The organism is Tsukamurella sp. M9C, from assembly GCF_020169415.1.
Taxonomy (GTDB): domain Bacteria; phylum Actinomycetota; class Actinomycetes; order Mycobacteriales; family Mycobacteriaceae; genus Tsukamurella.
Genome location: NZ_JAIULG010000016.1, coordinates 1 through 26,001, shown reverse-complemented (window position 1 = coordinate 26,001; position 26,001 = coordinate 1). Strand labels below are relative to the sequence as shown.

At 72.3% G+C, this 26,001-nt stretch carries 27 protein-coding genes; 7 read left to right on the top strand and 20 right to left on the bottom strand.

Going from position 1 to position 26,001, the window contains the following annotated elements:
* Positions 1–11 precede the first annotated feature (11 nt).
* Genes mftG through mftA form a run of 7 tightly spaced genes read right to left on the bottom strand, consistent with a single transcriptional unit; the run spans position 12 to position 6,332 of the window.
* Positions 12–1,283 carry a mycofactocin system GMC family oxidoreductase MftG gene (mftG, locus tag LB823_RS10005; RefSeq protein ID WP_224646852.1) on the bottom strand — a complete coding sequence of 424 codons (1,272 nt, stop codon included), beginning with the start codon at positions 1,281–1,283 and terminating at the stop codon, positions 12–14.
* 1 nt (position 1,284) lies between these two features.
* Entirely contained in the window at positions 1,285–2,697 is a 1,413-nt protein-coding gene (gene mftF / locus LB823_RS10000) for a mycofactocin biosynthesis glycosyltransferase MftF (protein ID WP_224646851.1), read from the bottom strand.
* Complete coding sequence (gene mftE, locus LB823_RS09995; RefSeq protein WP_224646932.1) at positions 2,694–3,422, bottom strand: mycofactocin biosynthesis peptidyl-dipeptidase MftE; 729 nt, start codon at positions 3,420–3,422, stop codon at positions 2,694–2,696. The genes mftF and mftE overlap by 4 nt, the downstream gene beginning before the upstream one ends.
* Positions 3,419–4,636 (bottom strand): pre-mycofactocin synthase MftD, encoded by a 1,218-nt coding sequence (gene mftD / locus LB823_RS09990; RefSeq protein ID WP_224646850.1) that lies wholly within the window; start codon positions 4,634–4,636, stop codon positions 3,419–3,421. The genes mftE and mftD overlap by 4 nt, the downstream gene beginning before the upstream one ends.
* A gap of 18 nt (positions 4,637–4,654) precedes the next feature.
* Positions 4,655–5,893 (bottom strand): mycofactocin radical SAM maturase, encoded by a 1,239-nt coding sequence (gene mftC, locus LB823_RS09985; protein WP_224646849.1) that lies wholly within the window; start codon positions 5,891–5,893, stop codon positions 4,655–4,657.
* A 5-nt stretch (positions 5,894–5,898) separates the two neighbouring features.
* Positions 5,899–6,240 carry a mycofactocin biosynthesis chaperone MftB gene (gene mftB / locus LB823_RS09980; protein ID WP_224646848.1) on the bottom strand — a complete coding sequence of 114 codons (342 nt, stop codon included), beginning with the start codon at positions 6,238–6,240 and terminating at the stop codon, positions 5,899–5,901.
* On the bottom strand, positions 6,240–6,332 hold the full coding sequence (mftA, locus tag LB823_RS09975) for a mycofactocin precursor MftA (protein WP_114515824.1): 93 nt from the start codon (positions 6,330–6,332) through the stop codon (positions 6,240–6,242). Before mftA ends, mftB begins: the two co-directional genes overlap by 1 nt.
* Before the next feature lie 153 nt (positions 6,333–6,485).
* Here mftA and mftR point away from each other — a divergent pair, with 153 nt between their 5' ends.
* Entirely contained in the window at positions 6,486–7,112 is a 627-nt protein-coding gene (gene mftR / locus LB823_RS09970; protein WP_224646847.1) for a mycofactocin system transcriptional regulator, read from the top strand.
* Here the strand turns inward: mftR and LB823_RS09965 are convergent.
* The 3 genes from LB823_RS09965 to LB823_RS09955 form a co-directional block, all read right to left on the bottom strand.
* Entirely contained in the window at positions 7,109–8,560 is a 1,452-nt protein-coding gene (locus LB823_RS09965) for an acyltransferase (RefSeq protein WP_224646846.1), read from the bottom strand. The genes mftR and LB823_RS09965 overlap by 4 nt on opposite strands.
* Positions 8,561–8,677: 117 nt before the next feature.
* Complete coding sequence (locus LB823_RS09960; RefSeq protein ID WP_224646931.1) at positions 8,678–9,397, bottom strand: 3-hydroxybutyrate dehydrogenase; 720 nt, start codon at positions 9,395–9,397, stop codon at positions 8,678–8,680.
* A gap of 5 nt (positions 9,398–9,402) precedes the next feature.
* Complete coding sequence (locus tag LB823_RS09955) at positions 9,403–10,764, bottom strand: MFS transporter (RefSeq protein WP_224646845.1); 1,362 nt, start codon at positions 10,762–10,764, stop codon at positions 9,403–9,405.
* A 121-nt stretch (positions 10,765–10,885) separates the two neighbouring features.
* On the opposite strand from LB823_RS09955, the gene LB823_RS09950 reads away from it, so the two are divergent.
* A complete protein-coding gene (locus LB823_RS09950; protein WP_224646843.1) occupies positions 10,886–11,803 on the top strand; it encodes a LysR family transcriptional regulator in 918 nt (305 codons plus the stop codon).
* A gap of 38 nt (positions 11,804–11,841) precedes the next feature.
* Entirely contained in the window at positions 11,842–15,075 is a 3,234-nt protein-coding gene (locus tag LB823_RS09945) for a DEAD/DEAH box helicase (protein ID WP_224646841.1), read from the top strand.
* Positions 15,076–15,435: 360 nt separating this feature from the next.
* Here LB823_RS09945 and LB823_RS09940 read toward each other — a convergent pair whose 3' ends face one another.
* The 3 genes from LB823_RS09940 to LB823_RS09930 all read right to left on the bottom strand — a co-directional run bounded on the left by LB823_RS09940 (position 15,436) and on the right by LB823_RS09930 (position 17,101).
* The gene (locus tag LB823_RS09940) at positions 15,436–15,810 is read right to left on the bottom strand and encodes a VOC family protein (protein WP_224646839.1); all 375 of its coding nucleotides are present in this window, start codon (positions 15,808–15,810) and stop codon (positions 15,436–15,438) included.
* Positions 15,811–15,879: 69 nt separating this feature from the next.
* Positions 15,880–16,467, bottom strand: coding sequence for a TIGR03086 family metal-binding protein (locus LB823_RS09935; protein WP_224646838.1), 588 nt, complete (start codon positions 16,465–16,467; stop codon positions 15,880–15,882).
* A 55-nt stretch (positions 16,468–16,522) separates the two neighbouring features.
* Positions 16,523–17,101, bottom strand: coding sequence for a TIGR03086 family metal-binding protein (locus tag LB823_RS09930; protein ID WP_224646837.1), 579 nt, complete (start codon positions 17,099–17,101; stop codon positions 16,523–16,525).
* 63 nt (positions 17,102–17,164) lie between these two features.
* On the opposite strand from LB823_RS09930, the gene LB823_RS09925 reads away from it, so the two are divergent.
* Positions 17,165–18,082 (top strand): YafY family protein, encoded by a 918-nt coding sequence (locus tag LB823_RS09925; RefSeq protein WP_224646836.1) that lies wholly within the window; start codon positions 17,165–17,167, stop codon positions 18,080–18,082.
* Here LB823_RS09925 and LB823_RS09920 read toward each other — a convergent pair.
* From LB823_RS09920 to LB823_RS09900, 5 genes are all read right to left on the bottom strand, one after another.
* Complete coding sequence (locus LB823_RS09920; protein WP_224646835.1) at positions 18,079–18,792, bottom strand: FadR/GntR family transcriptional regulator; 714 nt, start codon at positions 18,790–18,792, stop codon at positions 18,079–18,081. The two genes, LB823_RS09925 and LB823_RS09920, sit on opposite strands and share 4 nt — an antisense overlap.
* Before the next feature lie 35 nt (positions 18,793–18,827).
* Positions 18,828–19,775, bottom strand: coding sequence for an aldo/keto reductase (locus LB823_RS09915; RefSeq protein WP_224646834.1), 948 nt, complete (start codon positions 19,773–19,775; stop codon positions 18,828–18,830).
* Between the two features lie 62 nt (positions 19,776–19,837).
* Complete coding sequence (locus LB823_RS09910) at positions 19,838–20,599, bottom strand: SDR family NAD(P)-dependent oxidoreductase (protein WP_224646833.1); 762 nt, start codon at positions 20,597–20,599, stop codon at positions 19,838–19,840.
* Positions 20,596–21,903, bottom strand: a complete 1,308-nt coding sequence (locus LB823_RS09905) for an enolase C-terminal domain-like protein (RefSeq protein ID WP_224646832.1) — start codon at positions 21,901–21,903, stop codon at positions 20,596–20,598. The genes LB823_RS09910 and LB823_RS09905 overlap by 4 nt, the downstream gene beginning before the upstream one ends.
* Before the next feature lies 1 nt (position 21,904).
* Positions 21,905–22,756, bottom strand: a complete 852-nt coding sequence (locus tag LB823_RS09900) for a fumarylacetoacetate hydrolase family protein (RefSeq protein ID WP_224646831.1) — start codon at positions 22,754–22,756, stop codon at positions 21,905–21,907.
* A gap of 175 nt (positions 22,757–22,931) precedes the next feature.
* Here LB823_RS09900 and LB823_RS09895 point away from each other — a divergent pair, with 175 nt between their 5' ends.
* The gene (locus tag LB823_RS09895; RefSeq protein WP_224646830.1) at positions 22,932–23,273 is read left to right on the top strand and encodes an L-rhamnose mutarotase; all 342 of its coding nucleotides are present in this window, start codon (positions 22,932–22,934) and stop codon (positions 23,271–23,273) included.
* A complete protein-coding gene (locus LB823_RS09890) occupies positions 23,246–24,100 on the top strand; it encodes an amidohydrolase (protein ID WP_224646829.1) in 855 nt (284 codons plus the stop codon). The genes LB823_RS09895 and LB823_RS09890 overlap by 28 nt, the downstream gene beginning before the upstream one ends.
* Before the next feature lie 9 nt (positions 24,101–24,109).
* Here the strand turns inward: LB823_RS09890 and LB823_RS09885 are convergent, their stop codons facing one another.
* Positions 24,110–24,445 carry a hypothetical protein gene (locus tag LB823_RS09885; RefSeq protein WP_224646828.1) on the bottom strand — a complete coding sequence of 112 codons (336 nt, stop codon included), beginning with the start codon at positions 24,443–24,445 and terminating at the stop codon, positions 24,110–24,112.
* A gap of 34 nt (positions 24,446–24,479) precedes the next feature.
* On the opposite strand from LB823_RS09885, the gene LB823_RS09880 reads away from it, so the two are divergent.
* Positions 24,480–24,854, top strand: coding sequence for a YccF domain-containing protein (locus LB823_RS09880; RefSeq protein ID WP_224646827.1), 375 nt, complete (start codon positions 24,480–24,482; stop codon positions 24,852–24,854).
* A gap of 15 nt (positions 24,855–24,869) precedes the next feature.
* On the opposite strand, the gene LB823_RS09875 is transcribed toward LB823_RS09880, so the two are convergent.
* Entirely contained in the window at positions 24,870–25,292 is a 423-nt protein-coding gene (locus LB823_RS09875; RefSeq protein WP_224646826.1) for a DoxX family protein, read from the bottom strand.
* Between the last annotated feature and the right edge of the window lie 709 nt (positions 25,293–26,001).

Here is a 26,001-nt window from a genome sequence, read left to right as displayed (position 1 = left end):
CCGCTCCTTGATCATTCGGCGCGGATCGTCCCGGCGATCAGCGACGCCGCGGCGAGGATGCTCGCGTGCGGGCCGCTCCGCAGGAGCACGGGCAGGACCGAGCCGTCGACGACCCGCACCCCGTCGACGCCGTCGATCCGTCCCCCGGCATCGACGCGCTCCCCGAGCGGCAGCGTGCCCCAGGCGTGCGAGGACACGCCGACGACCGGATCGACGACGATCGAGCCCGGCGCCACGACGTCCGCGAACGCGGGCGAGCCGAGCATGGCGACGACCTGGTCCACGCCGCGCGCCATCCGCGCCCGGGACTCCGCGCCGGGCTCGCCGAGGTCGAGTGCGCCGCTCGGCGCGAGCACGCCCCGGATCGGGCGGCTCATGTCGGCGACCCCGATCGGCACCCCGCGGCGCCCCACGCCCGGGATGTAGGACGCGAAGTCGTCGCCGTAGCAGCGGAGTTCGAGTCCGTCCGCGGTGTGGAGGACCGTCTGCAGGAGCGGGACCCGCCGCAGGGGCGCACGCGGGGTGAACCGGACGATGCGCTCGGGATGCTCGAACGTTCCCAGGGGCCCCGTCCACGGCGACAGCAGGGCGCCCGACCCCAGCGTGCCCGCCGCGAGAACGATCTCGGCGGCATCGATCCGCCCCGCCGTCGTGTGCACTCCCACGATCGCACCGCGGGCTTCGATCAGCGCGGTCGCGGTGGCGCGAAGGAGCGTGGTACCGCTCGCCGACGGCGGCAGCGCGTCGGCCGCGGTCCAGCGACCGCCGTCGTGCCGATTGGACCGGACGCGGTTGAGCCCGGTCCCCGGCCACGGCGCAGCCGACGACGAATCGAGACCCTGCGCGCGCCAGTAGGATTCGAAGCGCTTCGCCACCGCTCCCAGTTCGGCGTCCGCGAACTCCGAGACCCGCATGAAGCCGCCTCCGGCGGCGCCGCCGTCGACGCGGTCGAACGCCACGGCGATCCCCTCCTGCGGCCACGGCCACGCCGCGTAGTCGCTCCGGTGACCGCGCAGGAAGTAGCCGCCGTTGACGACGGCCGAACCACCCAGCCCCCTGCCGCGCACCACGTCCCGACCGCGGGACTCGCGGTACCGCCGGACGCGGTCACCGCCGAGGGGCAGAGCGGTGAGACGCCGCGTGGCGGCGGCGGGCGCGGCGATCGGCCCGCCCTCGAGCAGCACGACATCCCGGTCGCCGCTCAGGGCCTGCGCGATCACCAGGCCGGCGCTGCCCGCCCCCACGACGACCGTGTCCGCGGTGAGCCGCGCGCCGCCGGCCATGTCAGCGCGTGATCCTGGGCCGCAGGGCCCCGATCTCGCCGCGCGCCACGGCCCCCTGCCAGACGCCGAGGCCGTAGGCGAGGTCGTCGAGGCGGTGCAGCACGGCCCACGTGACGGGGTCTGGGTGCGGGGCCGACGGTTCCCGGCGCACCGCGGCCGCCCACGTCACGACGGGTTCCACCGCGGCCGCGATCAGCACTCGCCGCCGGAACCGCCGCGAGAGGAGCGCCGCCGCCGCGGTCGCCGGCCAGTAGTGCCGGAGCAGCGCCGCGAGCCCCTGCTGGGCGCCGAAGTACGCGGCGCGGGCGGTGATCCGCGCGGCGACCGCGTCGGCGCGGGGGACCTCGCGCAAGCGGCCGCGCAGGCGCACGAAGGTCCAGCCGTGGATCGCCGCGGCGCCCGCGAGCCCCGTCCGGGTCCCCGACAGGACGCCGACGGCCGCGAGCGCCGCCGGGACCGAGGTGACCACCGGCGCGGCGTGTGCGCCGTGCCTGCGGGCCAGCTCCGCGGCGCCGGTGCCGTAGAAGCGGCGCCGGCCGAGCAGCGCCCGCGCCGTGGTCCGGTGGTCGTGCCCCACCCGCGCGGCGGGCTCGTACCGCACCGTCCGCCCGGCGGCGGCGAGGCGCCAGCACAGGTCCACGTCCTCGGCGACCCGGAGGTCGTCGTCGAACCCGCCGACGGCCTCGAAGGCGGTGCGCCGGACCAGCATCGCCGCCGACGGCACGTAGGCGACGGGGTTCCCCGGCCGTGCCGCGCCGGGCCGCGGCCCCATGTCCAGGCTGGAGTGCAGGCCCGCGTACCGCGCGACGGGTCGCGTCCACGGCGCACGCTCGAGGCCGACGACGCGGGGCGCGGCCACGGCCACCGTCGGGTCGGCGAGCCGGGCGCGGAGCACGTCGGCCCAGCCGGGCCAGGGCGCGGTGTCGGCGTCGAGGAAGGCGACGAGTGCGGTGGCGACGAGTGCGGCGCCGCGGTTGCGGGCGTGCGCGGGTCCGCGGTTCTCCTCGAGGCGGAGGAGCCGCACGGCGGGGTCGCCGGGCACGCGGATCGGGACCGTGGAGCCGTCGTCGACGACCACGACCGGCAGGCCGGGCAGTGCGCGCAGCAGGCGGTCGACGCCGGCCTGATCATCGCGGACCGGGACCACGACGGTGATCTCCCCGGCCCCCTCCTCGGCGGCGGCGATCGGCGCGGCGACACCGGAATCCAGCAGCCGCCGGGCGAGACCCGCGGTCGCGGCGTCGCCGACGGTGACGGTGCCGTGGTCGTCGATCAACCCGGCGGCGCCGGACGACAGGGTCAGCAGCCGCATCGGCGATCCGCCGAGCAGGTGCCGCGGGCCGGGGCGCAGGCACCCCGGGTCGAGCCGGACGGCGAAACCGTCCGGCAGGAGCGCGGATCCGGGGCCGGTCACCGCAACCGCCCGTCGGCGCCGACGGTCCACCGGCCGAGCGCGCCGACGAGACGGTCGACCGCGCCGTCGAGCAACTCCGCGCCGCGCGCGGCGGTGGCCGCGGTCGGGTCGCCGAGCACGCCGTTCGGCACGACCGCCGCCACGCCGCCGGCGCGCAGCCGGTCCAGGAGCGCACCGATCGGCGCCGTCTCCCCCGGCTCGATCCGGTCCCCGCGCACCGTCGCCGGGGCGTGCGCGAGCAGCACCGAGGTCTCCGTCTCCCCCGCGTGGGCGTCACCGCCCGGGAAGACGCACGGGAACCACGCGGCGTCGCGGCCCTCGTAGCGCAGCAGCGCCGTCGCGGCGCGCAGCGCGTCGAGGTTCCCGCCGTGCCCGTTGACGAAGGCGATGCGCGCCGCCCAGCGGGACGCGCTGCGCCCCAGCTCCACCAGCACGAGTTCCAGTGCGGCCGTGCCGATCGAGACCGTGCCCGGGAAGTCCTCGTGCTCGCCGGACGCGCCGTAGGGCAGCGCGGGGGCGAGGACGACGGCACCGTCGGGCCCGGGTGCGGAGGCGATCCGCTCGACGGCGCGCCGCGCGATCACGGCGGCGACGCGGGTGTCGGTGTCGAGCGGCAGGTGCGGGCCGTGCTGTTCGACGGAGCCGACCGGGACGACGAGCACCGACCCGGCCGGCGGAACCTCCGGCCAGGTCAGCGAATTCAGCTCGGTCGCCACGGGTCTCAGCCGCCGAAGGAGCGCTCGAAGCCCTCGGGGATGATGAGATCGTCGCGGCTGAGCTCGGCGACGTCGGCGCGGCCGAGCCCCATCATCGTCGAGTCGACGCCCATACGGAGCAGGTCGAGCACGTTCTCGACGCCCGCCTGGCCGTTGGCCGCGAGGCCGAACAGGTAGGCGCGGCCGATCATCACGGCCTTGGCCCCAAGGGCGAGGGCCTTGACCACGTCGGCGCCGCGGCGGATGCCGCCGTCGAGCAGCACGTCGACGTCGGCCCCGACGGCGTCGGCGATCGGGCCGAGCACGCGGATGGTGGCGGGCGTTCCGTCGAGGTTGTTGCCGCCGTGGTTGGAGACGGAGATGGCGGTGGCGCCGATGTCGACGGCGCGCTTCGCGTCGTCGAGCCGGGTGACGCCCTTGACCATGAACTCGCCGCCCCACTGCTCGCGCAGCCACTCCAGGTCCTCCCAGGTGGGCGGCGGGGTGTTCATCCACTGGTAGTAGGCGCCGAAGAACGTGGGACCGGTCTCGCCACGATCGACCAGGTTGGGCGCGGTGAGGTCGGGCACGATGATCCGGCCGTCGCGGATCCAGTCGAGGGCGTAGCGCGGCCTCGTGGCGATCTCTGGGGCGAGCCGCGCGAGGGCCTTGAGGTCCACTTTCTCCGGGATCTCGGGGCTGCCCCAGTCGCGACCGGTGTTGAACACCCAATCAGTGGTGACGATGAGCCCCTGACACCCCGCCTCCTTGGCCCGCTGCGCGCGGGCCAGGATGTCGTCGCGGCTGCCGAGCCAGTAGATCTGGAAGAAGATCTGCCCGTTGACCTCCGTCACCTCCTCCACCGGCTTGCTGGCGAAGCTGGACAGGCCCATCGCGGTGCCACGGGCGGCGGCGGCGCGGGCCACGGCGACCTCGCCGTCGGGGTCGACGGCCTGGACGCCCGTCGGGGAGATCATCACCGGGAAGGACAGCTCCTGCCCCATCACCTTGGTGGTGAGGTTGCGCTCGGCCTTGGCTCCCACGACGTGCGGGGCGAAGCCCAGTTCCTCGAAGGCCTCAGTGTTGTCGGTGACGGTGACGCCGCCCTGGGTACCCGCCACGAGGGACGAGTAGACCGTGCGCGGCAGGCGCTTGCGGGCGCGGTTCTGCGCCTCGTGGACGGTCTCGAACCAGGGATTGCGGCGCCACGGGTTGCGCTCGGCGAGTGCGGAGAGTCGGGACATGATGGTGTTCCTCGGGTTTCAGGAGCAGCCGGTGGCTGAACAGCCGGTGGCGGTGGTGGGGGCGAATCCGGCGAGCGGGTTCTCGTCGCAGTCGCGCGACGGCGGCCGGGTCATCAGCGTGAGCGGCACGCCGCGCGAGTGGTCCTTGTTGGCAGTGGGTTTCGTGCGCTCCCCCGCCAGCAGCGATTCGCCGTAGCCCTGCACGCATTCCGGGTCCGGCCCGTCCATCGGCAGGCCGGTGAAGAACTTCGCGGCCATGCAGCCGCCGCGGCAGGAGTCGAAGAAGCTGCACTGCGTGCACGCGCCGGCGCTCTGCGGCTCGCGCAGGGAGCGGAACAGCTCGGAGCGCTGCCACACCTCCTGGAAGCCGCCGTCGCCGGTGACGTTGCCCGCCAGGAAGTTCTCGTGGATCGCGAAGGGGCAGGCGTAGACGTCTCCGACGGGATCGATGAGGCACACGACGCGGCCCGCGCCGCAGAGGTTGAGGCCGGGCAGGGCACCGGCACCGTCGTTCCCGCCGAACGCGGAGAGATGGAAGAAGGAGTCCCCGGTGAGCACGCCGTCGCCGTGCGCGACGAGCCAGTCGTACAGCTCGCGCTGCTGCTCGGGCAGGGGGTGCAGGTCGTCCCAGACGTCGGCGCCGCGGCCCGACGGGCGCAGGCGCGTGATGCGCAGGGTGGCGCCGTACCGGTCGGCGAGGGCCTTGAACTCGTCGAGCTGCGCCACGTTCTGCCGGGTCATCACGACGCTGATCTTCGCGTCGCGGAAGCCCGCCGCGGAGAGGTTCTCGAGGGCCGTGATCGCCATGGCGAAGGAGCCGGCGCCGCGCACGGCGTCGTTCACCTCGGCGGTGGCGCCGTCGAGCGAGATCTGCACGTCGACGTAGTCGGAGGCCGCGAGGCGCTGGGCGACCTCCGCGTTGATCCGCAGGCCGTTGGTGGAGAACTTCACGCCCACCTGGTGCGCGGTCGCGTAGTCCACGAGCTCCCAGAAGTCGGGGCGCACCGTGGGCTCGCCGCCGCCGATGTTGACGTAGAAGACCTGCATGCGCTGCAGCTCGTCGATGATGGCCTTGCACTGCTCGGTGCTGAGCTCGCGGGGGTCGCGCTTGCCGGAGCTGGAAAGGCAGTGCACGCAGGCGAGGTTGCACGCGTAGGTGAGCTCCCAGGTCAGGCAGATGGGGGCGTCGAGGCCGCGTTCGAACTGGTCGACGAGGCGCCCGACCGGGGCGGGGCGGGGCCGTTCGAGGGTGGTCATGTCTCTCACTCCTGGTCGGTGGCCGGGACGATCATCCCGGAGCGGGCGAGCGCGCCGAGCGCGTGGAGGTACAGGGGGCGGTCGTCGGCGGCGATGCCCGCGGCGTCGAGCGCGGCTGCGGCGCTCGGGTGCTCGTGCAGGGACCGCACCACGTCGACGACGACGAGGTTCTTGAGGAAGGACAGCTTCCGGGTGCCGAAGTCGTAGAGCAGCGCGCCGAAGGGCTCGGGCCGGACCGCGACGCGGGGGTTGATCGCCCAGGGGGCGCCGGGATCGAAGGACACGGTGGGGGCGTCGGCCCCGGCGGCCGTGAGGCCGCCGGGAGCCGGCGCGTGCGCGGTGGTCATCAGTACACGCCGCACATGCCGTCGATGGATACTTCCTCCACCAACGATTCCGTCACGAGCTCGTCCTGCGTCGCAGTCTCCTTGTCGGACATGTGAACCAACCTCCTCATGCTTGCCGTTGTGGTTCCCGTCACACAGTAATGGCACTCGGTGCAAAATCATAGGGATTCGACGGAATCGGTCCTGACGTACGATCGCGCACAGCCCCCGACCGGCGGGAACTCACGAGAAGAAGGCAGGCGACGATGCCCCCTCGCGGACGCAGCGGACCGCTCGGCGGGCGCCCCTCCGCGACCACCCGGGGCCACCTGAGCGGCGTCGCGATCGACCTGTTCATCGAGAACGGCTTCGACGAGACCAGCGTCGACGACATCGCCGCCGCGGCGGGCATCGCCCGGCGCACGCTCTTCCGCTACTATCCGTCGAAGAACTCGCTCGCCTGGGGCGAGTTCGACGACCATCTGGAGGGCTTGCGCGGGCTGCTGGACGAGGCGGCCGGCACGGGCACGCTCGGCACCGAGCTGCGCGACGCCATCGTCGCCTTCAACCAGGTGCCGGAGTCCGAGCGCGAGCACCATCGCCGCCGGATGCACCTGCTGCTGACCGTGCCCGCGCTGCAGGCGCATTCGATGATCATGTACGCCGACTGGCGGCAGGTGATCGCGGAGCACGCTGCACGGCGACTCGGGCTGGCACCCGGAGACCACACGCCGCAGACCATCGCGTGGATGGCGCTCGGCGTCGCGCTCGCCGCCTATGACCAGTGGCTGCAGCGGCCCGACGCCGATCTCGAAGCGCTCCTGCGCACGGGCGGCGAGCTGCTCATCGTCGCCGCCGATTCCTCAGCGGGAACCGGCGGGGCCGAGCGCTAGACCTTCGCGGGCAGCGGGCGCGCGCCCGCGGGGCCGGCGAAGACCGTGCGGCCGAGGCCCTGCCAGACCAGCAGCACCGCGCCCAGGGTCACCGAGACCGCGCCGGCGGGCACGTCGAGCGGCCAGTAGAAGAGCGCGCCGATCACGATCATCGCGACGCCGATGCCGATCGACACGTTCAGGCTCTGCTTCGCCATCGGGATCATCTTGCGCCCCGTGGTCCACAGGCTGACGGGCGTGCGGCGCAGCACCTCGCTGATCGCCACGGTGAAGAACGCGGTCACGATGAACGTGCAGATGGTGAGGATCGGCGCGTAGACGTCGAACCGGAAGCGCTGGATCGTGGGCGCCAGCTCCTGTAGCGCGAAGGCGTGCACCAGGAAGATGCCGAAGGACCGGTCGGAGGCGGTCTTGAGGAACTTGTCCCAGAAGGAGCCCGCGGTCCGGTAGTCGGACCAGTAGGTGCCGGCCGCGTAGAGAGCCAGGATGATCATCACGAACATCACCGCGGCGTAGGGGCGGAAGACGTTCGCCGCGTCGGTGGGGAACATCCCCTCCATGCTGGTCTTGTAGCCGTACGCGATCAGCGTGACGATGACGACGCCGATCGCGATCGTGATGACGCGACCGCGGAAGCGCGAGAACCAGGCCCGCACCTCCTCGATGTGCATGGCCGCGATGCAGCCGAGCAGCGTGAAGAACTGGTACGGGAAGATCGTCGCCGGCAGGTGGTTCCACAGCTTCGCGAGGAGCCCGAAGTTGAACATCTCCGGGCGCGCGGTGGTCATGTAGTGCAGCAGGATCAGGTGGAAGACGAAGCTCGCCGCGAGGACGTACTTGTGATAGCCCATGGTCCAGCGCAGGAACTTCAGCAGGAACGGGAAGATCAGGTACACCTGCATCGTCACGAAGACGAAGTAGAGGTGGTACCAGGCGTCGCCGGTGAACAGGTCGTACGCCAGCACCTTGAGCGCGGCCTTCGTCGACTCCCAGGTCTCGAAGGTGCGCGAGATGTTCGAGAACGCCGGCGGCCACATCACGTACATGTGATAGAGCCAGTAGAAGATGCTCCAGGTCAGGAAGGGCAGGCCCACCGCCTTGTACCGGCGGCGCCAGAAGTCGATCGGGTCCAGCTTGCGGTCGCGGTACTGGTACACCAGCACGAAGCCGGTGAGCGCGAAGAAGGCGTTGCGGGTGTAGTGGAAGATCGTCTGGATCGCGTTCGAGGCGACGCTGAACGGGAACGTCGTGCCCGAGACGCAGTGGTCGAAGATGACGCCCGCGAAGGTCACGATGCGCACGATGTCGAGCTCGAAGAGGTGCCCGCCGGCGCGCTTGGGCTTCGACGGTGCCGCTGGGGGCTCGGGCCGCTCGGGCGCGGGCGTCGCCGCCACGGGCTCAGGCGTCGGCTCGACGCCGCGTTCGCTCATCGTCTGGTCCACACCCACTGATCAACAATCCTGACTACACCACAGCAATACCTGGTCACAGGCCCTTCGTACGGTAGCCGTTGCGACTGCGCCACTCCAACTCGAGGAGCGCACTCCCAGGAGACTGCCAGGGGATCAGTTCGCGGTCCAGCCGCCGTCCATCGTGTAGGCGGCGCCGGTGACCATGGCGGCGCCGGGCGAGCACAGCCACGCGACCAGGCCCGCTACCTCGTCGGGCTCGATGAGCCGCTTGATCGCGGGGCGCGCGAGGAAGACCTCGTCGGTGACCTGCTGCTCGGTGATGCCGTGCGCGGCGGCCTGCTCGGCGATCTGCTTCGCGACCAGTGCGGTGCGCACGTAGCCCGGGTTCACACAGTTGCTGGTGACGCCGTGCTCGCCGCCCTCGAGCGCAGTGACCTTGGACAGGCCCTCCACGCCGTGCTTGGCCGCGACGTAGGCCGCCTTGTACTTCGAGGCCCGCAGCCCGTGCACCGAGGAGACGTGCACGATCCGGCCGAAGCCGCGCTCGTACATGCCCGGCAGCGCCGCGCGGGTCAGCAGGAAGGGCGCCTCCAGCATCAGCGTGAGGATCCGGTGGAACCACGCCGGGTCGAAGTCCTCGATCGGCGCGACGTGCTGCACGCCCGCGTTGTTGACGAGCACGTCGACGTCGAGGCTCAGGTCCGCGAGGGCGGCCGGGTCGGTGAGGTCGAGCTCGAGCGCGGTGCCGCCGATCTCCGCGGCCAGCGCCGCCGCGGCGGCGCCGTCGCGATCGACGACGGTGACGGCGGCACCGTCGGCGGCGAGGCGGCGCGCGACGGCGGCCCCGATCCCCGCCGCGCCGCCGGTCACCATCGCCTTCACGCGCGGGCCCCGGTGGCCTGCTCGGCCTGCAGGGCCGCCCGGTCCTCCTCGTCGATCGTGGCGAGGTCGATGCCCTTGGTCTCGCGGACGAAGAAGACCGCGAGGAAGGTGATGCCGCACGCGAGCGCGAGGTACACCGCGACGGGCACCGACGAGCCGAAGTCCTTGAGCAGCTTGGTCGCGATGATCGGCGCCAGCGAGCCGGCGACGACCGAGGTGACCTGCGCCGCGACCGAGACGCCCGAGTAGCGCATCCGGGTGGGGAAGGACTCCGCCATGATCGCGGGCTGCGGCGCGTACATCAGGGCGTGGAACATCAGGCCGATCGTGACCGCGGCGACCACGACCACGCCGTGGCCGGTGTCGAACATCGGGAAGGCGAAGAAGCCCCAGGTGGCGGCGAGGGCGGCGCCGACCCAGTACACGGGGCGACGGCCGACGCGGTCGGTGAGCGCGCCCGCCAGCGGCATGACCGCGAAGTGCACGGCGTGCGCGATGAGCAGCCACATCAGGATGTCGGAGGTGTCCATCTTCACGACGGTCTTGAGGTAGGTGATCGAGAAGGTGACCACGAGGTAGTAGAAGATGTTCTCGCCGAAGCGCAGGCCCATCGCCGAGAGCACGCCGCGGGGGTAACGCTTGACGACCTCGACGACGCCGTACGAGACGGCCTTCTCCTTCGCGATCTCCTGCTGGGCCTCCTTGAACAGCGGCGACTCGTCGACCTGCGTGCGGATGTAGTAGCCCACCAGCACGATCACGGCCGACAGCCAGAACGCGACGCGCCAGCCCCACGCGAGGAAGTCCGCCTCGGACAGCGCGTTGGTCAGGATCAGCAGCACGACGGTGGCGGCCAGGTTGCCGCCCGGAACGCCGGCCTGCGGCCACGACGCCCAGAAGCCGCGGGACTTGTTCGGGCTGTGCTCCGCGACGAGCAGCACCGCGCCGCCCCACTCGCCGCCGACCGCAAAGCCCTGGATGAAGCGCAGGACCACGAGCAGGAAGGGCGCCCAGTAGCCGATCTGGTCGAAGGTGGGCAGGCAGCCCATGAGGAAGGTCGCGACGCCGACCATGAGGATCGAGACCTGCAGGAGCTTCTTGCGGCCCAGCTTGTCGCCGAGGTGGCCGAAGACGATGCCGCCGACCGGGCGGGCCGCGAAGCCCACGGCGTAGGTGACGAAGGCGGCGATGATCGCGTCGTACTCGCTCGCGCCGGCCTTGAAGAAGATCTTGTTGAACACCACCGTGGCGGCGATGCCGTAGAGGAAGAACTCGTACCACTCGACGACCGTGCCGGCCATCGACGCGGCGACGATCTTCCGGAGCCCGCGCGGCTGCTCCAGGTCGGTCTGCGTCATATCCACTCCTTGTGCGACGGATCACGGCGCCGAACGGATGTGACGCACGCCATGCTCAACGCAGTATGTATGGATAAAATCGCACACACAATGCCCACATCCGCGGATCGGATCTGCATCCATGCACACTCCTGAGCCGAGCGCCGACGGCCTGCTCACCCTGCTGGCCGTCGCGCGGACCGGCCGGTACACCGCCGCGGCCGACCTGCTGGGCATCAACCACACCACCGCCTCGCGCCGGGTCGCGGCCCTCGAGCAGGCGCTCGGCGGGCCGCTGCTCGCCCGCGGCGCGGCCGGCTGGGAGCTCACCGAACTGGGCCGAGCGGGGGTGAGCGCCGCCGAGCGGATCGAGGCGGTGCTGCACGGCCTCGACGCCGACACCGCCGACGACCTGCACGGCAAGGTCCGCATCGCCGCGACCGACGGCTTCAGCGCCCGCGTCGTCGCGCCCGCGATCGCGCAGCTGGGGCGGGCGCACCCGCGGCTGTCCGTCGACCTGCTGACGGTGACGCGCCGCGCACCGTCGACCCGCTCGGGCGTGGACGTCGAGGTCGTCGTAGGACGGCCCGAGACCTACCGGGTGGAACCCGAGCTGCTGGCGCCCTACCGGCTCGGCCTGTACGGCTCGCGGCAGTACCTCGCCGCCGACGGGGCACCGCAGCGACCCCGCGACCTGGCCGGGCGGCCGCTCGTCTACTTCATCGACTCGATGCTCACCGTCGACGACTTGGACCTCGCGCGGGTGCTGGTGCCCGACATGACCGACCGGCTCAGCTCGACGAACGTGCTCGTCCACGTCGAGGCCACCTGCGCCGGCGCCGGGCTGGGCCTGCTCCCCTGCTTCCTCGCCGACGCCCGGCCCGACCTGGTGCGGGTGCTGCCCGACGACGTCTCCGTGCAGCTGGAGTACTGGATGGTGGTGCGGCCCGAGGCCGCGCAGCGGCGGGAGGTGGCCGCGGTCGTCACGGCGCTGCGCGCGCAGGTGGACTCGATGCGCGGCGTCCTCCTGGGCGTTCCCGGACCCGGCGCACGACCCTGACGGCGTTCACCGAGCCGCGCTAGACTGTCCGCTTGACCATGAGCGCATCGACTGCCGGCGGAGGGCCCTCGTTCACCCCCGAGGACCTGATCGGCTTCTTCGGGGGGCCGACCGTGCGTCGCGCGGGCGAGTACGTGGGCACCGGCCTCATCGGCGACCTCGAGTGGGACGACGAGAAGCGCCTCGTCACGGGCGTCGTCGCCGGATCCCGCGAGTACGACACGCAGGTGTGGATCGAGCCGGGCGGCTCCGGCTGGCGGCCCGTGCGCAGCCTGTGCACCTGCCCCGTCGCCCTCAACTGCAAGCACGGCGCGGCCCTGCTGCTCGAGCTCACCGCGGAGGACATCGAGGAGAGCGACGCCCCGCAGCCGGACCCGTGGGAGCGGCAGCTCGCCGCCCTGCTGCCGGAGGCCCCGCGGGCGAGCGCCGCCGTGCTGCCCGTGGCGCTGCAGTTCGAGGTCGACGAGCGCGGCGTCGTCTCCGGACAGCGCCTGCAGGTGCGACTCGCGACGCCCGGCATGCGCGACGGCTCGTGGGTCGCGGGCGACGTGCGGTGGCGCACCATCGCCACCGCGCCGCGGGTCGCGCCCGCGCAGCGCGACGTCCTGGCGCCGCTGGCGCAGCTCATCACCTGGTCGCTGTACGGCGTGGACGCCTGGGCCGATCTCGGGATGGTGGACACCCCGCTGTTGTGGGACCAGTTGCGCGCCGTCCGCGACGCGGGCGTGCCGCTGCTGAGCAAGAAGGCGCGCGGCACCGTGGTCCTCGGCCCGCCGACGCGACTCGGGCTCGTCACCCGCTCGGTGGACGGGAGCGTGGAGCTGGACCGGGAGGTCGATTTCGGCGACGGTCCGCGGACCTTCACCGGGGGATTGCTCGGCGCGCACCGCGCCCTCGGCGTCTTCCAGCAGGACGGCGACGTGCTGCGCCTCGCGCCGCTCGATCCGCCGCTGTCCGCGCAGCACACCACCGCGCTGCGCCGGTTCACCCCGGTGCAGGTGCCCGCCGAGGCGGTGCCCGAGCTGCGCGAGAAGTACCTGCCCTACCTGGCGGCCGTCGCGCCCGTCCGCGACCCGGACCAGCTGGTCGGCGAGGTCGAGGTGCTGGGCCCCGAGCTGCTGTGCACCGCCCGCTACTTCCCCGAGGCCGCCGAGCTCGAGGTCGACTGGAAGTGGCGCTACACCGTCGGCGGCGAGACCCGCGACTTCGTCCTCGGCCGCGAGCCGGCCGGCCTCGCCGACGCCGTCGGGCAGCAGCGGGTCACCCGCGCGATGGCCGTGGCGCTGCGCGAGGCGGCCGTCGGCGTGGACCACTCGCAGGGCTTCTACCGGGGCACCGAGGCCGCGGTGTGGCTGGCCGAGGTCGCGCCCGTGCTGCGGTCGGTGCCGTCGGTCGTCGTGGAGGTCAGCGACGACCCCGGGTTCCGCTGGGCGCAGGGCTCGGCGTCGGTGTCCGTGCGGGTGCGCGGCGACTCCGACAACCCGTCGACGGACTGGTTCGACCTCGAGGTCGCCGTGGAGGTCGACGGCGAGGAGGTCCCGTTCCGGGACGTCTTCACGGCCGTCGCCGCGGGCCACGACACCCTCGTCACGCCCGGCGGCGTGTTGGCCCGCATCGACGGCGAGCGCTTCGACCGGCTGCGGGAACTGATCGGCGAGGCGCGGGACCTGCCGGCGCGGGGCGCGCGCCGCGCGGCACGGACCGGCGCAGGCTCCGACGACCGCGGGCTGCGGATCAGCCGGTTCCAGGCGGGCCTGGTCGACGACCTCGCCGACCTCGCGGACGCCACCGACTTCGACGGTGACTGGTCCCGCAGGGTGGGCGCCCTGACCGCGGGCGACCTGGCGCGGCAGGAGGCACCGTCGACCCTGCGCGCCGAGCTCCGGCCCTACCAGCGCGACGGCCTGGACTGGCTGTCCTTCCTGTACGACAACGATTTCGGCGGCATCCTCGCCGACGACATGGGCCTCGGCAAGACGGTGCAGACGCTCGCGCTGATCTGCCGGGCGCACGAGCGCGCGCCGGGGCGGCCCGGGCCGTTCCTGGTGGTGGCGCCGACGTCGGTGGTGGGCAACTGGGCCGCCGAGTGCAAGCGGTTCGCGCCGCACCTGTCGGTGGCGGTGGTCTCCGAGACCTCGCGGAAGTCGGGCACCTCGATCAGCTCGGTGGTCGCCGGCGCGGACCTGGTGCTGACCTCGTACACGCTGCTGCGGCTGGACGCCGAGGAGTACGCCGCCGTGTCGTGGGCGGGCGTGATCCTCGACGAGGCGCAGTTCGTGAAGAACCCGCGGTCGAAGGCCTTCGCCGCGGTGACGCTGCTGGACCGGCCGTTCACCCTGGCCGTGACCGGCACCCCGATGGAGAACCACCTCGAGGAGCTGTGGGCACTCACCGCGCTGACGGTCCCGGGACTGTTCCCCGGGCGGTCGTGGTTCGCGGAGGAGTACCGGCGGCCCATCGAGCGCGGCGGCGACGACGACCGCCTGGCCCGGCTGCGGCGCCGCGTGCGGCCGTTCATGCTGCGGCGCACCAAGGACCTGGTCGCGAAGGACCTGCCGGAGAAGACGGAATCCGTGGTGCAGGTGGAGCTCTCGGAGGAGCACCGGCACACCTACGACCGCGTGCTCGCCGATCAGCGGGCGAAGTTGCTGGGCCTGCTGGACGACTTCGAGGGCAACCGGTTCGAGATCCTGCGGTCGCTGACCATGCTGCGGCGCCTCGCGCTCGACCCGTCGCTGGTGGACGAGGAGCTGGCGGTGGAGGACGTCGCCAAGCTCGACTTCCTGGTGGAGAAGCTCGACGAGCTGCTCGAGGAGAAGCACGCCGTGCTGGTGTTCAGCCAGTTCACCGGCTTCCTGCGCAAGGCCGCCGAGCGGCTCGACGAGGAGGGCGTCGAGTACGCCTACCTCGACGGATCGACCACGGACCGGCCCGCGGCGATCGAGAAGTTCACCTCCGGCGAGGTCCAGGTCTTCCTCATCTCGCTCAAGGCCGGCGGCTTCGGCCTCAACCTGGTGCAGGCCGACTACTGCTTCCTGCTGGACCCGTGGTGGAACCCTGCCGCCGAGGCGCAGGCCATCGACCGCGCGCACCGCATCGGGCAGACCCGCAGCGTGATGGTCTACCGGCTGGTGTCCGCCGACACCATCGAGGACAAGGTGATGGCGCTCAAGGAGCGCAAGGCAGCGCTGTTCGAGTCCGTCGTCGGCGGCGAGGGCGGCTTCGACGCGCGCCTGGCCGCCTCCGACATCCGCGCGCTGTTCGAGGACTGAGCGGCTGCGGCTGCGGCTGCGGCTGCGGCTGCGGCTGCGGCTGCGGCTGCGGGGCGATCTTCGCTCCGAACAGCCATGCGTGTCACGAATACCCATGAACACGCAGGTCAGAGGCGATATTCGAGCGATCACCCATGCAAGAACCGCATACCCCGAGCTCGCGCGGCGGCGGGGCTCGCGACCACATGTGAGCGTTCGTCCCCCGCGCCGCCCCGAACCGCGGCTCCGGCGTTCGCTCCCCCACGGCACGCCGTGCTCCTCATGAGGGCTCGGTCGTCCCCCGCGCGGCGCCGAATCCCCCACCAGACACCGACTCCCCATGCGCGCGCGGACAGCGGCGGGCAACGGATTTCCGCGGGGTCAGGCGGCGGTGAGGGCCTCGAGGGCGTGGCCGTCGGGCGAGCGGAAGTAGACGCCGCGCCCGCCGAAGCGGTGGTTGATCTCCCCGACGCCGGAGCCGTCGGGCTGGGCGTAGAAGCCGAGGCCGCGCGCGGTGATGCGCGCGAAGATCTCGTCGAACTCCTGCTCGGAGACGAGGAAGGCGTAGTGCTGCGGGTGGACGGGCCCGGGCACGGTCATGACGTCGAGCACCACGGCGTTGGCCAGGCGGACCTGCTGGAAGTGGCCGCCGCCCACGTCCACCGGAGCCTCGAGACCGAGCAGTTCGGTGAGGAACCGCGCGGTCTCGAGGTTGTCGGTGGCGGCGACGATGGTGTGGTTCAGTTCGATGCTCATGTTTTCGACGGTAGGACCTCAACCGGCGTTCATGTCAATGGCTCACGACCCACGCGGCGCCGACGGTGCTCATGCGCCCCAGCCGATCGCGCTGCGGCCGTTCCAGTTGGCGAGGCGTTCGGTGGGGCCCGTGCCTTCGCGGGGCTCCACGACGGGGCCGAACGGGAACTCCGGCATCGCACGCAGTTCCGCCGGGATCGCGACCCGCGCCACCTCGAGGGCGGCCACGGCGACCGCACCGTCGGGGATCTCGGCCGGCTGCCCGGTGGCGACGGCGATGTCCCACCCGTGCACCAGCGCTTCGTTGACGTAGGTGGCGAGGGCCTCGGAGCCGGACGCCTCGCCCCACGGCGCGGTCACCACCCCGTCGAGCGGGGCGCCGGCCCACGCGGCGAGGCCCCGCGCGCGGGCGTCGGCGTAGGTCGCGGCGTCGTGCTCGGGCACGAGGTTCGGCAGGCCGGCGACGGTGCTGCTCTCCGCGAGCGCGATCACCTGCAGGCAGTGAGCGGTCAGGTGCCCGGCCAACGCGCGGACGTCGAGCTCGCCGGACGGCGTGGGCCGTCCGAGCTGGTCGGCGGTGAGACCTTCCAGCAGGGACTGCACCCACGCCGTGGCGGCGGAGTAGGCGGGACGGGGATCAAGGGCGATGTCGGTCATGCCCGCCAGTCAATCCGCCCCAGATGCCAGTTCCTGACCTCAATACGCCGCGACGTCAGGCCGCGGGCCAGTGGTGGCCGTTCCAGTTGGCGAGGCGCTCGGTGGGGCCGGCGCCCTCTCGCGGCTCGACGACGGGGCCGAAGGGCACGTCGCCCCCGCGGAAGTCCGCGGGGAGCACGCTCTTGACGACCGCGAGCACGCCCTCCGGCAGCGCCGGCTCGGGGAACTCGGCGGTCTGGCCCGTGGCCACGGCGAGGTCCCAGCCGTGCACGAGGGTCTCGTTGACGTACATGCCGAGCGCCGCGAAGCCCGGCACGACGCCCCAGGGGACGGCGACCTCGCGCTCGAGCGGGGCGACGTCCCACGCCGCGAGCGCCCGCTCGCGGATCGCGCCGTACGTGGCGGCGTCGTGCTCCTCGGCGCGGAAGGGCTGCCCCTCGACCGTGGCGACGGTCGCCAGCGCCTCGGCGCGCATCACGACGGCGATGAGGTGTTCACCGAGGGCGCGGACGTCGAACTCGTCGCACGGCGTCGGCAGCGCGAGCTGCTCCTCGGTGACAGTGGCGAGCAGGGACTGCACCCAGGCGGTGGCGGCGGCGTAGGAGGGGCGGGGATCAGTGGCTGTGTTGGTCATGGGAGCGATTCAACCGGCCTAACATGACACCTTCTGTCATGTTCTCCTGGCATTCTGAGATCCATGCGCGCCGACCGCCTCCTGTCCGTCCTCATGCTGCTGCGGCACCGCGGCACCATGACGGCCGCGCAGATCGCCGCGGAGCTCGAGGTCTCCACCCGCACCGTGCTGCGCGACGTCGAGGCGCTCGGGGTCGCGGGCGTCCCCGTCTACACCGATCGCGGGCGCGGCGGCGGCATCCGCCTGCTCCCCGGCTACCGCACCGACCTCACGGGCCTCACCCTCGACGAGGCGAAAGCCCTGCTCGCCGGGGCGCCCGACTCCCCCGCCTTCGCGGGCGCCATGCGGAAGGTGGCGGCGGCGCTGCCGGAGGCGCACCGTCGGGAAGCGGCGGCGGCCGCGCAGCGGATCCACGTGCGCCCCGACGGTTTCGCCCGCGCGCCCGAGCCCGACCCGCACCTCGGCGAGCTGCAGCGCGCCGTCATCGACGGGCTGCGGGTGCGGGCGACGTACCGGCCGCGCGGGGGCGACGCCACCGAGCGGACGCTCGACCCCGTCGGTCTGATCCACGCGGGTCAGGCCTGGTACCTGATGGCCCTGCGGAACGGCGAGCGGCGCACCTACCGCACCTCGCGGTTCTGCGCGGTGACGGTGCTCGACGAGGCCGCGCACCGCCCGGAGACGGTGGACCTGGCGGCCGAGTTCGAGGACTCGCGCGCGTCCTTCCGCTCCGGGCACGACGCGGTGGTCGTCGAGGTGCGCGCCGACGAGTACGGCTGGACCAAGCTGTCCGGGTTCGGGACGGTGGTCACGCCGCCCGGGCCCGACGGTGCCGGCACGCTCGGCTTCAGCGACTTCGGGCGCGCGGTGTGGACGCTCTGGGGCGCGCTGCCGCACATCGAGGTGACGGGCCCGCCCGCGGTCCGCGCCGCGCTGGCGTCCCGGCTCGCCGAGGCGGCCGCGGCGCTCGGAATCGGCTAGGACGCGTCGTCGGCCATCGCCCGCCGGATCCAGCCCTCGACGCCCGCGATGTGCACCGTCGCGCACGCGCAGGCGACGTCGGCCTGCCCGGCGACCAGGGCCTCGTAGATCTGCCGGTGCTCCGCGATGGTGCGGGCGCGCGCGTCCTCCTGCTCGGTGCCGCGCCAGATCCGGGCGCGCAGGGTGGGCGCCGAGAGACCCGCGATGAGCGCCCGCAGCACGGGGTTCCCGGACGCCTCCGCGATGGTCTGGTGGAACAGGATGTCCTGCTGCACCAGCGTTTCCACGGAGGCGTCGGGCCCGCCGAGCGACAGCGTCTCCTCCAGGATCGCGAGCCCCTCGGGGGTGATGCGGTGCGTCGCCATCGCGGTGGCCGCCGGCTCGAGGATGCGGCGCACCTCGAAGAAGTGCAGCACCGAATCCTCCTGCTGGAAGTCGACGACGAAGCCCATCGTGTCGAGCAGCAGGGTGGGTTCGAGGCTCGTGACGTAGGTGCCGTCGCCCTGGCGGACGTCGAGGATCCGCAGCATCGCGAGCGCGCGGATCGCCTCGCGGAGGGAGTTGCGGGAGAGCCCGAGTCGCGCCGCGAGGTCGACCTCGCGCGGCAGCCGGCTCCCGGCGGGCAGCTCCCCGTCGGTGATCATCGCCTTGAGCTTGAGGATCGCGTCGTCCGTCCGCGAGATCCGCCCGGCACCCTCGTTGGTCGGCATCGGTCAATCCTAGCGGCGGGACGGTTCGGACGGCCTCACAACGCGGCCTCGAGATCGGGCCACAGCGCATCGGGGGGCGGCGCCGCCAGCAGCGCGAGGTCGGCTCGGACCTCGTCGGCGGACCGCATGCCCAGGAGCACCGTCCGCACAGCGGGGTGGCGCAGCGGGAAGTGCACCGCGGCGTGCGGCAGCGTGGTGCCGTGGGCCCGGCAGACCGCCGCGAGCCGGCGCGCCCGGTCGAGCACCGCGAGCGTGGCCGGCGCGTAGTCGTAGGTGGCGCCGGGCCGCGGATCCGCGGAGACGGTGATGCCCGAGTTGAAGACGCCGCCCGCGGCGACGGAGACGTCGCGTTCCAGGCACGCCGGCAGCAGATCGTCGGCGGCGCTGCGGTCGAGCACCGTGTAGCGGCCGGCGACGAGCACCACGTCGAGATCGGTCTCCCGGACGAACCGGGTCAGCATCGCCGACCGGTTCATCCCGGCGCCGTACGACGCGATGACGCCCTGTCGGCGCAGCTCGTCCAACGCCGGGAAGGCGCCGTCCATCGCCTCCGCGAAGTGATCGTCGGGGTCGTGCACGTAGACGACGTCCACGCGGTCCCGGCCCAGCCGCTCCAGGCTCGATTCGATCGAGCGCAGCACGCCGTCGCGGCTGAAGTCCCAGACGCGCTCCACGTCGGCGGACACGGCGAAACCCTCCGCGTCGGCGCCCTCGGTGTCGACGGGCGCACCGCTGTCCGTCTTCGGCCGGTCGGAGGCGGGGCGGAGGAGGCGGCCCACTTTGGTCGAGAGCACCACGCCGGTGCGGTCGCCCAGTGCCGCACCGAGCCTGCGCTCGGAGAGGCCCAGCCCGTAGTGCGGGGCGGTGTCGAAGTAGTCGACGCCCGCGGCGGCCGCGGTACGCACGGCGGCCGTCGCCTCCGCGTCGTCGACCGCGGTGAACAGGTTCCCGATCGCCGCGGCGCCGAAGGACAATGGCGCCACCTTCAAGCCCCCGCGCCCGAACGGTCGGGCGGGAGCGAGGGACGCGTCGTCGCCGGACACGGTCACCGCCGGGGCGGTAGTCGAAGGCCGCTCATCCCGCCGTCGACGGCGAGCGAGGTGCCCGTGGTGGCGGAGGCCGCGGGGCTGAGCAGGTAGCAGATCGCGTCCGCCACTTCGGCATCCGTCACCAGACGGCCGGTGGGCTGCCGCTGCCGCAGCTGTTCGGCCTCGGCCTCCGGATCCGCGGCCGCGTCCAGCAGGCGTCGCACCCACGGGGTGTCGACGGTGCCGGGATTGACGCAGTTGAACCGGATGCCCTCGCGCACATGGTCGGCTGCCATGGCACGCGTCATCGCCTCGACCGCTCCCTTCGAGGCGCTGTAGAGCGCCCGGCCCGGCAGGCCGGCGGTAGCGGCGATCGAGCACGTGTTGACCACGGCGGGATTCGTCGAGCCGCGCAGGTGGGGCAGCGCCGCGCGGGTGACCCGCACCGTGCCGAGGACGTTGACGTCGAGAACCTTCCGCCAGTCGTCGAGCGCCCCCGCCTCGACGGTGCCCTGGGCGCCGATCCCCGCGTTGTTCACCAGGCCGTCGATCCCGCCCAGGTACTCGGCCGCGGTGGCGACGGCGGCGGCCACCGAATCATCGTCGGCGACGTCGCACGCGATGCCGAGCGAGTCGGGCGGCGCCTCGTCGGGCTGCAGGTCGAGCACGGCGACGACCGCTCCGCGCACCATGAGTTCCTCCGTCGTCCTGCGGCCGATCCCCGAAGCGCCGCCCGTCACGATGGCTCGGAATCCGGCGAATGCGTCTGCGTTGCTCATTGTGCTCCCTTCCATGCCTCCCCGTCGGGGAAGCCGAACCGCACGAGCGTCTCCGGCCGGATCTGCGCCGAGAAGCCGGGCTTCGCGGGGGCCGCGTACGCCCCGTTCACGATGCGCACCGGGTCGAGGAAGTGCTCGTGGAGATGATCGACGTACTCGATGTTCCGGTCCGCGAGGGTTCCCGAGACCGCAACGAAATCGAACATGGCGAGATGCTGCACCAGTTCGCACAGGCCGACCCCACCCGCGTGCGGGCACACGGGGATGCCGAACTTGGCCGCCAGCAACAGGATCGCGATGTTCTCGTTGACGCCGGCGACGCGGGTGGAGTCCAGCTGGACGACGTCGATCGCCTCCGCCTGGAGGAACTGCTTGACCAGCACCCGGCTGTGGGCGTGCTCGCCGGTGGCGATGCGCACCGGCGACACCCGGCGCCGGATGGCGGCGTGGGCGAGGACGTCGTCGGGGGCGGTGGGTTCCTCGACCCACCACGGATCGAACTCGCGCAGCCGCTCGATCGCCGCGACCGCGTCGTCGACGTCCCACCGCTGGTTCGCATCGACGGCGATCCGCACCTCGTCGCCCACCACCGCGCGGGCGAGGGCGAACCGCCGGACGTCGTCGTCGACATCCGCGCCGACCTTGAGCTTGATCTGCGTGAAGCCCTCGGCCACCGCCTCTTTCGCGAGCCGCGTCATCTTCTCGTCCGAGTAGCCGAGCCAACCGGGCGAGGTCGTGTAGGCGGGGTAGCCGTTCGCGCGCAGCGCCACGGCGCGTTCCGCCCGGCCCGGCTCCGCCGCCGTGAGCAGGGCGAGGGCATCGTCGGGCGTGAGAGCGTCTGTGAGGTAACGGAAGTCGACGAGGTCGACGATCTCCCGTGGGCTCAGCTCGGCGAGCAGCTGCCACAGGGGCAGGCCGGCGCGCTTGGCGCGCAGGTCCCACAGCGCGTTCACCACGGCACCGATCGCCATGTGCATGACGCCCTTCTCGGGGCCGAGCCACCGCAGCTGGGCGTCGTAGACCAGTTCGCGGTAGACGCCGCCGAGGTCGCCGAGGACGGCGTCGACCCCGCGTCCGAGCACGTACGGCGTGAGGGCTTCGATCGCGGCGCGCTGGACGTCGTTGCCGCGGCCGATGGTGAAGACGAAGCCGTGCCCCTCGAGGCCGTCGCCGGCGTCGGTGCCGAGGATCAAGTAAGCGGCCGAGTAGTCGGGGTCGACGTTCATCGCGTCGGAACCGTCGAGCTCGGCCGAGGTCGGGAAACGCACGTCGAGCGTGCGGAACTCCGTGAACACACCGGACATCTCAGGCCTCCCCGAGGACGGAGCGATGACCGCCGAGCAGATCGATGTGCGTCTCGATCACGTCGCCGCGGCGCAGGTAAGGCTTGGGGTCCGGATAGCCGAAGGCCACGCCCGCGGGCGTTCCGGTGTTCACCACGTCGCCGGGCTCGAGGACCATGAAATGACTGAGGTAGCGGATGATCTCACCGACCCCGAAGATCATCTGCGCCGTGTTGGCCTCCTGGCGGACCTCGCCGTTGACAGTGAGCCGGATGTCGAGGCGCTGCGGGTCGGGTACCTCGTCGGCGGTGACCAGCTCCGGGCCGAGCGGGTTGAAGGTCTCGCAGTTCTTGCCCTTGTCCCAGGTGCCGCCGCGGTTCATCTGGAAGTCGCGTTCGGAGACGTCGTCGGAGACGGTGTAGCCGGCGACGCACGCGAGACCCTGAGCGGCATCGTCGAGATACCGTGCGGTGCTTCCGATCACGACGGCGAGCTCCACCTCGTAGTCCGTCGCGACCGAGCCGCGCGGGATCAGCACCTCATCGTGCGGGCCGACGATCGTGCCCGAGGTCTTGAGGAACATCACCGGCTCCGCGGGCTCCTCGTGCTGCGTCTCCTGCGCGTGGGCGAGGTAGTTCACGCCGATGCAGACGACCTTGCCCGGCCGGGCGACCGGGGCGCCGACCCGGAGCCCCGTGGGGTCGAACTCCGGCAGCCGGCCCGCCCCGAGGGCGTCCGCGAGCAGCCGCTGCGCGTCGCCCAGCGTGCCCGGGTGGTAGTCGGCGACGACCGACGATGCGTCGTACCACCGCCCGTCGCCCGTGGACACGATCGGACGCTCGGCGCCCGCCTCCCCGACTCGCCGCAGTCTCATCGGCTTCCTTCCGCATTCATAGCGATGGGTCCGACCGGTGTCGGACACCTCCCACGACCGCGCCTGAGCGCTGTGTCATGAGTCACACCTATCGACTGTAAACATCGGAGGTCTTGCGGTCAACTAGTCGCATCGTGGCCCACCGTGACCTAGACTGACCGAAGGTTCCCGAGTAGTGATCGGAGGAATGGTGCCGGAGATCATCGCCCTGCACACGCGCCTCAAGGCGGGCGCCGAGGAGGAGTACGACCGGCTGCACGCCGTGATACCCGCCGAGCTGGACGGCGCGCTCCGCGACGCCGGCGTACGCACATGGCGGATCTGGCGCGACGGGCGAGAGCTCTTCCACCTCGTCGAGGTCGACGACTACCGCGCCATGCGACAACGGCTGGCCGAGCACCCTGCGAACGTGCCCTGGCAGGCGCGAATGGCGGAACTGCTGGACGTACCCGACGACTACTCCGGTGACGACCGCGGCATCCCGCTGGTGTGGGCACTCCCCCTCGGGCCCGCATGATCGTCGACGCCCACCACCACCTGTGGGACCGCGCGCGGCACGACCACCGTTGGCTGGACACGCCAGGGCTGGAGGCGATCCGGCGGGACTTCACTGCCACCGACCTCGCCGCGGCCGCCGCGGGCGAGGTGCGAACCACGGTCGCCGTGCAGACCCTGAACTCGTCGGCGGAGACCTACGACCTGCTCGCCGCCGCCGCACCGGTGGGCGCAGTCGTCGGATGGGTGGACCTGATCTCGTCGCGGTGCGGTACGCGCCTGGACGAGCTCGCCGCCGCCCCCGGCGGCAGCCGACTGCGCGGCCTCCGGCACCTCGTGCAGGACGAGCCCGACCCGGGGTGGCTCGTCCGCCCGTCCGTGCTCCGCGGACTCGCCGCCGCCGCTGACCGTCGCTTCGCCGTCGACCTCCTGGTGCGCGGACCGCAGCGCGCCGCGGCACTCGAGGCGACCCGCCGGCTGCCCGACGCGTCGTTCGTGATCGACCACGCGGGGAAGCCGAACATCGGTGCGGGCGAATGGGAGCCGTGGGCGGCCTGGATCACCGCCATGGCGGCGCTCCCCAACGTCGTGTGCAAGCTGTCGGGGCTGGTGACCGAGTGCCCGCCTCGGCCGTGGAGCCGATCGCTCATCGAGCCCTACGCGCGGCACGTACTCGCCTCGTTCGGCGCGGACCGCGTGATGTTCGGCTCCGACTGGCCGGTCTGCCTGCTGCAGGCCTCGTACGCCGAGGTGCTCGGGCTCACCGTCGAACTGCTCGACGGTGCGTCGCCCGCCGAGCGCGACGCGGTGCTCGGCGGGACCGCGCGGCGGGTGTACCGGCTGGCGTGACCCGGCCCGTCAGGCCAGGGCGACCCGGACGACGGTGCCCTTGTCCCCGCTGGTGGCGACGGCGCGGCCCGCGCGGTCACCGTCGGCGAAGTGGAGCGTGAGGTCGGCGCCCTCGCCGAGGAAGTTGCGCCACCACTGCTTCTGCTCCGGCATGGCGACGCCGATGACGACCTCGTCGCCCTTGCGCTGGTACGCGACCGGCAGCGAGAAGGGCTTGCCGGACTTGCGGCCGGTATAGCTGATGGTGACCATCGACTTGCCCAGCGCCGGCCCGACGACCGGCAGGGACAGCAGCGGCGTGAAAGCGGTGTTGAACAGCTTGGCTCCGCGTTGGAAGAGGTTCATGACACCACGGTAGCCGCGTCGGCATACTGGGGTGGTGAAGCTGATCCTCAACATCATCTGGCTGGTGCTCTGCGGGTTCTGGATGGCCGTCGGGTACGCCGTCGCCGGGATCATCTGCTGCCTTCTCATCGTGACGATCCCGTTCGGGCTGGCGTCGTTCCGCATCGCCAACTACGCGCTGTGGCCGTTCGGGCGGACCGTCGTCGATCGCCCCGGCGCCGGCGCGGCGTCGCTGGTGGGGAACATCATCTGGCTGCTCGTCGCGGGCATCTGGCTCGCGATCGGGCACATCCTGACCGGAATCGCACTGTGCCTGACCATCATCGGCATCCCGCTGGCCGTCGCGAACTTCAAGATGATCCGGCTGTCGCTGCTTCCCTTGGGCTCGGAGATCGTGCCGACCTCGTAGCCCCGGAGGCCGTGGTCAGCGGCCGAGGATCGCGCGGCGCAGGTCGGGGCGGCGGAGGATCATCGCGAGCCAGATCAGCAGACCCACGTAGACGCCGGAGAGAACGAAGCCCGCGATCGGCTGCTCCGCACGCAGGTTGATCGCGACGGCGCCGCCGAGGTAGCCGGTGAGATAGATCGCGCCGATCACCGCGGTGCGCGGGATCGTCCACAGGACGACGCCCACGAGCAGCACCAGCCCGATGACCAGGATGTGCTTCTCCTGGAAGCCGAGCTTCAGCGTGCCGTCGATGACGGCCTGCGGCTTCGTCAGCTTGCCGACGACGTCGAAGACGAGGAAGGCCCAGACCAGCACGGTGATCACCATGCCCGCGATCCAGGACTTCGAGCGGCCCTGCGCGGCGGAATCTGCGGTTGCGGGTGCGACGTCGGCGGTCATGAGAGGCTCCTCGGTTCGGTGTTCACGGCGTGAACATCAGCAATGTTCACACCGTACACACAACCGATCGGTTGCGTCAATAGGTCGGCGGTGCGGTGTGCGGTGTGGGAATCGGCGTCCGGTGTGGGAGAGCCGGCTCCTCGTGGGGGAATCGGCGTTCCGTTTGGGAGAGCCGGCTCCTCATGGGGGAATGGGCGCCGCGAGGGGGACGACGCCTCCCCCACCGCACGAACGGCGCCTCATGGAGGGGACGGACCGCCGGGGCCGCGAATCGGTGCGGAGCGGGGGACGGAATGCGGCGCGGGGGACGAACACGCCGCGTGGGGGACGACGCCTCCCCCATGGGAAGCCGGCCGTCTCATGGGGGACCGACTCTCCCCCACGCCCCGTCGACGCCGCGCGGGGGACGACGCCGGCGACTCCGGTTCCCAGCGGGTTCGGCGGACGATTCGCAGGTCGCCGCCACCGAGACCGCAAACAATCGCGCCGAATTTGCGCACGCCGGAGGTACTCACTGCCGATACTCGCGAACGCTGCCGACTACCGGCAGCGCCGGCAGTCATGGGCAGCGCCGACAGTCAATCGGCGGTGTCGGGCGCCGACTGCCTAGGAGGGATGGGGTGGGAGGACGCTGCGAACGATTCTGCAGCCCCCGAAGCGCTAGCGAAGCGGGGCGAAGCCTAGTGAGCAGCGGCCTCCCACCCCAGCC

Bases quoted from the DNA above. Each gene is read 5' to 3' on its own strand.
- mftG (WP_224646852.1), bottom strand. From the start codon at position 1,283: ATGGCCGGCGGCGCGCGGCTCACCGCGGACACGGTCGTCGTGGGGGCG.
- mftD (WP_224646850.1), bottom strand. From the start codon at position 4,636: ATGTCCCGACTCTCCGCACTCGCCGAGCGCAACCCGTGGCGCCGCAAT.
- mftC (WP_224646849.1), bottom strand. From the start codon at position 5,893: ATGACCACCCTCGAACGGCCCCGCCCCGCCCCGGTCGGGCGCCTCGTC.
- mftB (WP_224646848.1), bottom strand. From the start codon at position 6,240: ATGACCACCGCGCACGCGCCGGCTCCCGGCGGCCTCACGGCCGCCGGG.
- mftA (WP_114515824.1), bottom strand. From the start codon at position 6,332: ATGTCCGACAAGGAGACTGCGACGCAGGACGAGCTCGTGACGGAATCG.
- mftR (WP_224646847.1), top strand. From the start codon at position 6,486: ATGCCCCCTCGCGGACGCAGCGGACCGCTCGGCGGGCGCCCCTCCGCG.
- LB823_RS09960 (WP_224646931.1), bottom strand. From the start codon at position 9,397: ATGGTGACCGGCGGCGCGGCGGGGATCGGGGCCGCCGTCGCGCGCCGC.
- LB823_RS09955 (WP_224646845.1), bottom strand. From the start codon at position 10,764: ATGACGCAGACCGACCTGGAGCAGCCGCGCGGGCTCCGGAAGATCGTC.
- LB823_RS09950 (WP_224646843.1), top strand. From the start codon at position 10,886: ATGCACACTCCTGAGCCGAGCGCCGACGGCCTGCTCACCCTGCTGGCC.
- LB823_RS09945 (WP_224646841.1), top strand. From the start codon at position 11,842: ATGAGCGCATCGACTGCCGGCGGAGGGCCCTCGTTCACCCCCGAGGAC.
- LB823_RS09940 (WP_224646839.1), bottom strand. From the start codon at position 15,810: ATGAGCATCGAACTGAACCACACCATCGTCGCCGCCACCGACAACCTC.
- LB823_RS09935 (WP_224646838.1), bottom strand. From the start codon at position 16,467: ATGACCGACATCGCCCTTGATCCCCGTCCCGCCTACTCCGCCGCCACG.
- LB823_RS09930 (WP_224646837.1), bottom strand. From the start codon at position 17,101: ATGACCAACACAGCCACTGATCCCCGCCCCTCCTACGCCGCCGCCACC.
- LB823_RS09925 (WP_224646836.1), top strand. From the start codon at position 17,165: ATGCGCGCCGACCGCCTCCTGTCCGTCCTCATGCTGCTGCGGCACCGC.
- LB823_RS09920 (WP_224646835.1), bottom strand. From the start codon at position 18,792: ATGCCGACCAACGAGGGTGCCGGGCGGATCTCGCGGACGGACGACGCG.
- LB823_RS09910 (WP_224646833.1), bottom strand. From the start codon at position 20,599: ATGAGCAACGCAGACGCATTCGCCGGATTCCGAGCCATCGTGACGGGC.
- LB823_RS09905 (WP_224646832.1), bottom strand. From the start codon at position 21,903: ATGTCCGGTGTGTTCACGGAGTTCCGCACGCTCGACGTGCGTTTCCCG.
- LB823_RS09900 (WP_224646831.1), bottom strand. From the start codon at position 22,756: ATGAGACTGCGGCGAGTCGGGGAGGCGGGCGCCGAGCGTCCGATCGTG.
- LB823_RS09885 (WP_224646828.1), bottom strand. From the start codon at position 24,445: ATGAACCTCTTCCAACGCGGAGCCAAGCTGTTCAACACCGCTTTCACG.
- LB823_RS09875 (WP_224646826.1), bottom strand. From the start codon at position 25,292: ATGACCGCCGACGTCGCACCCGCAACCGCAGATTCCGCCGCGCAGGGC.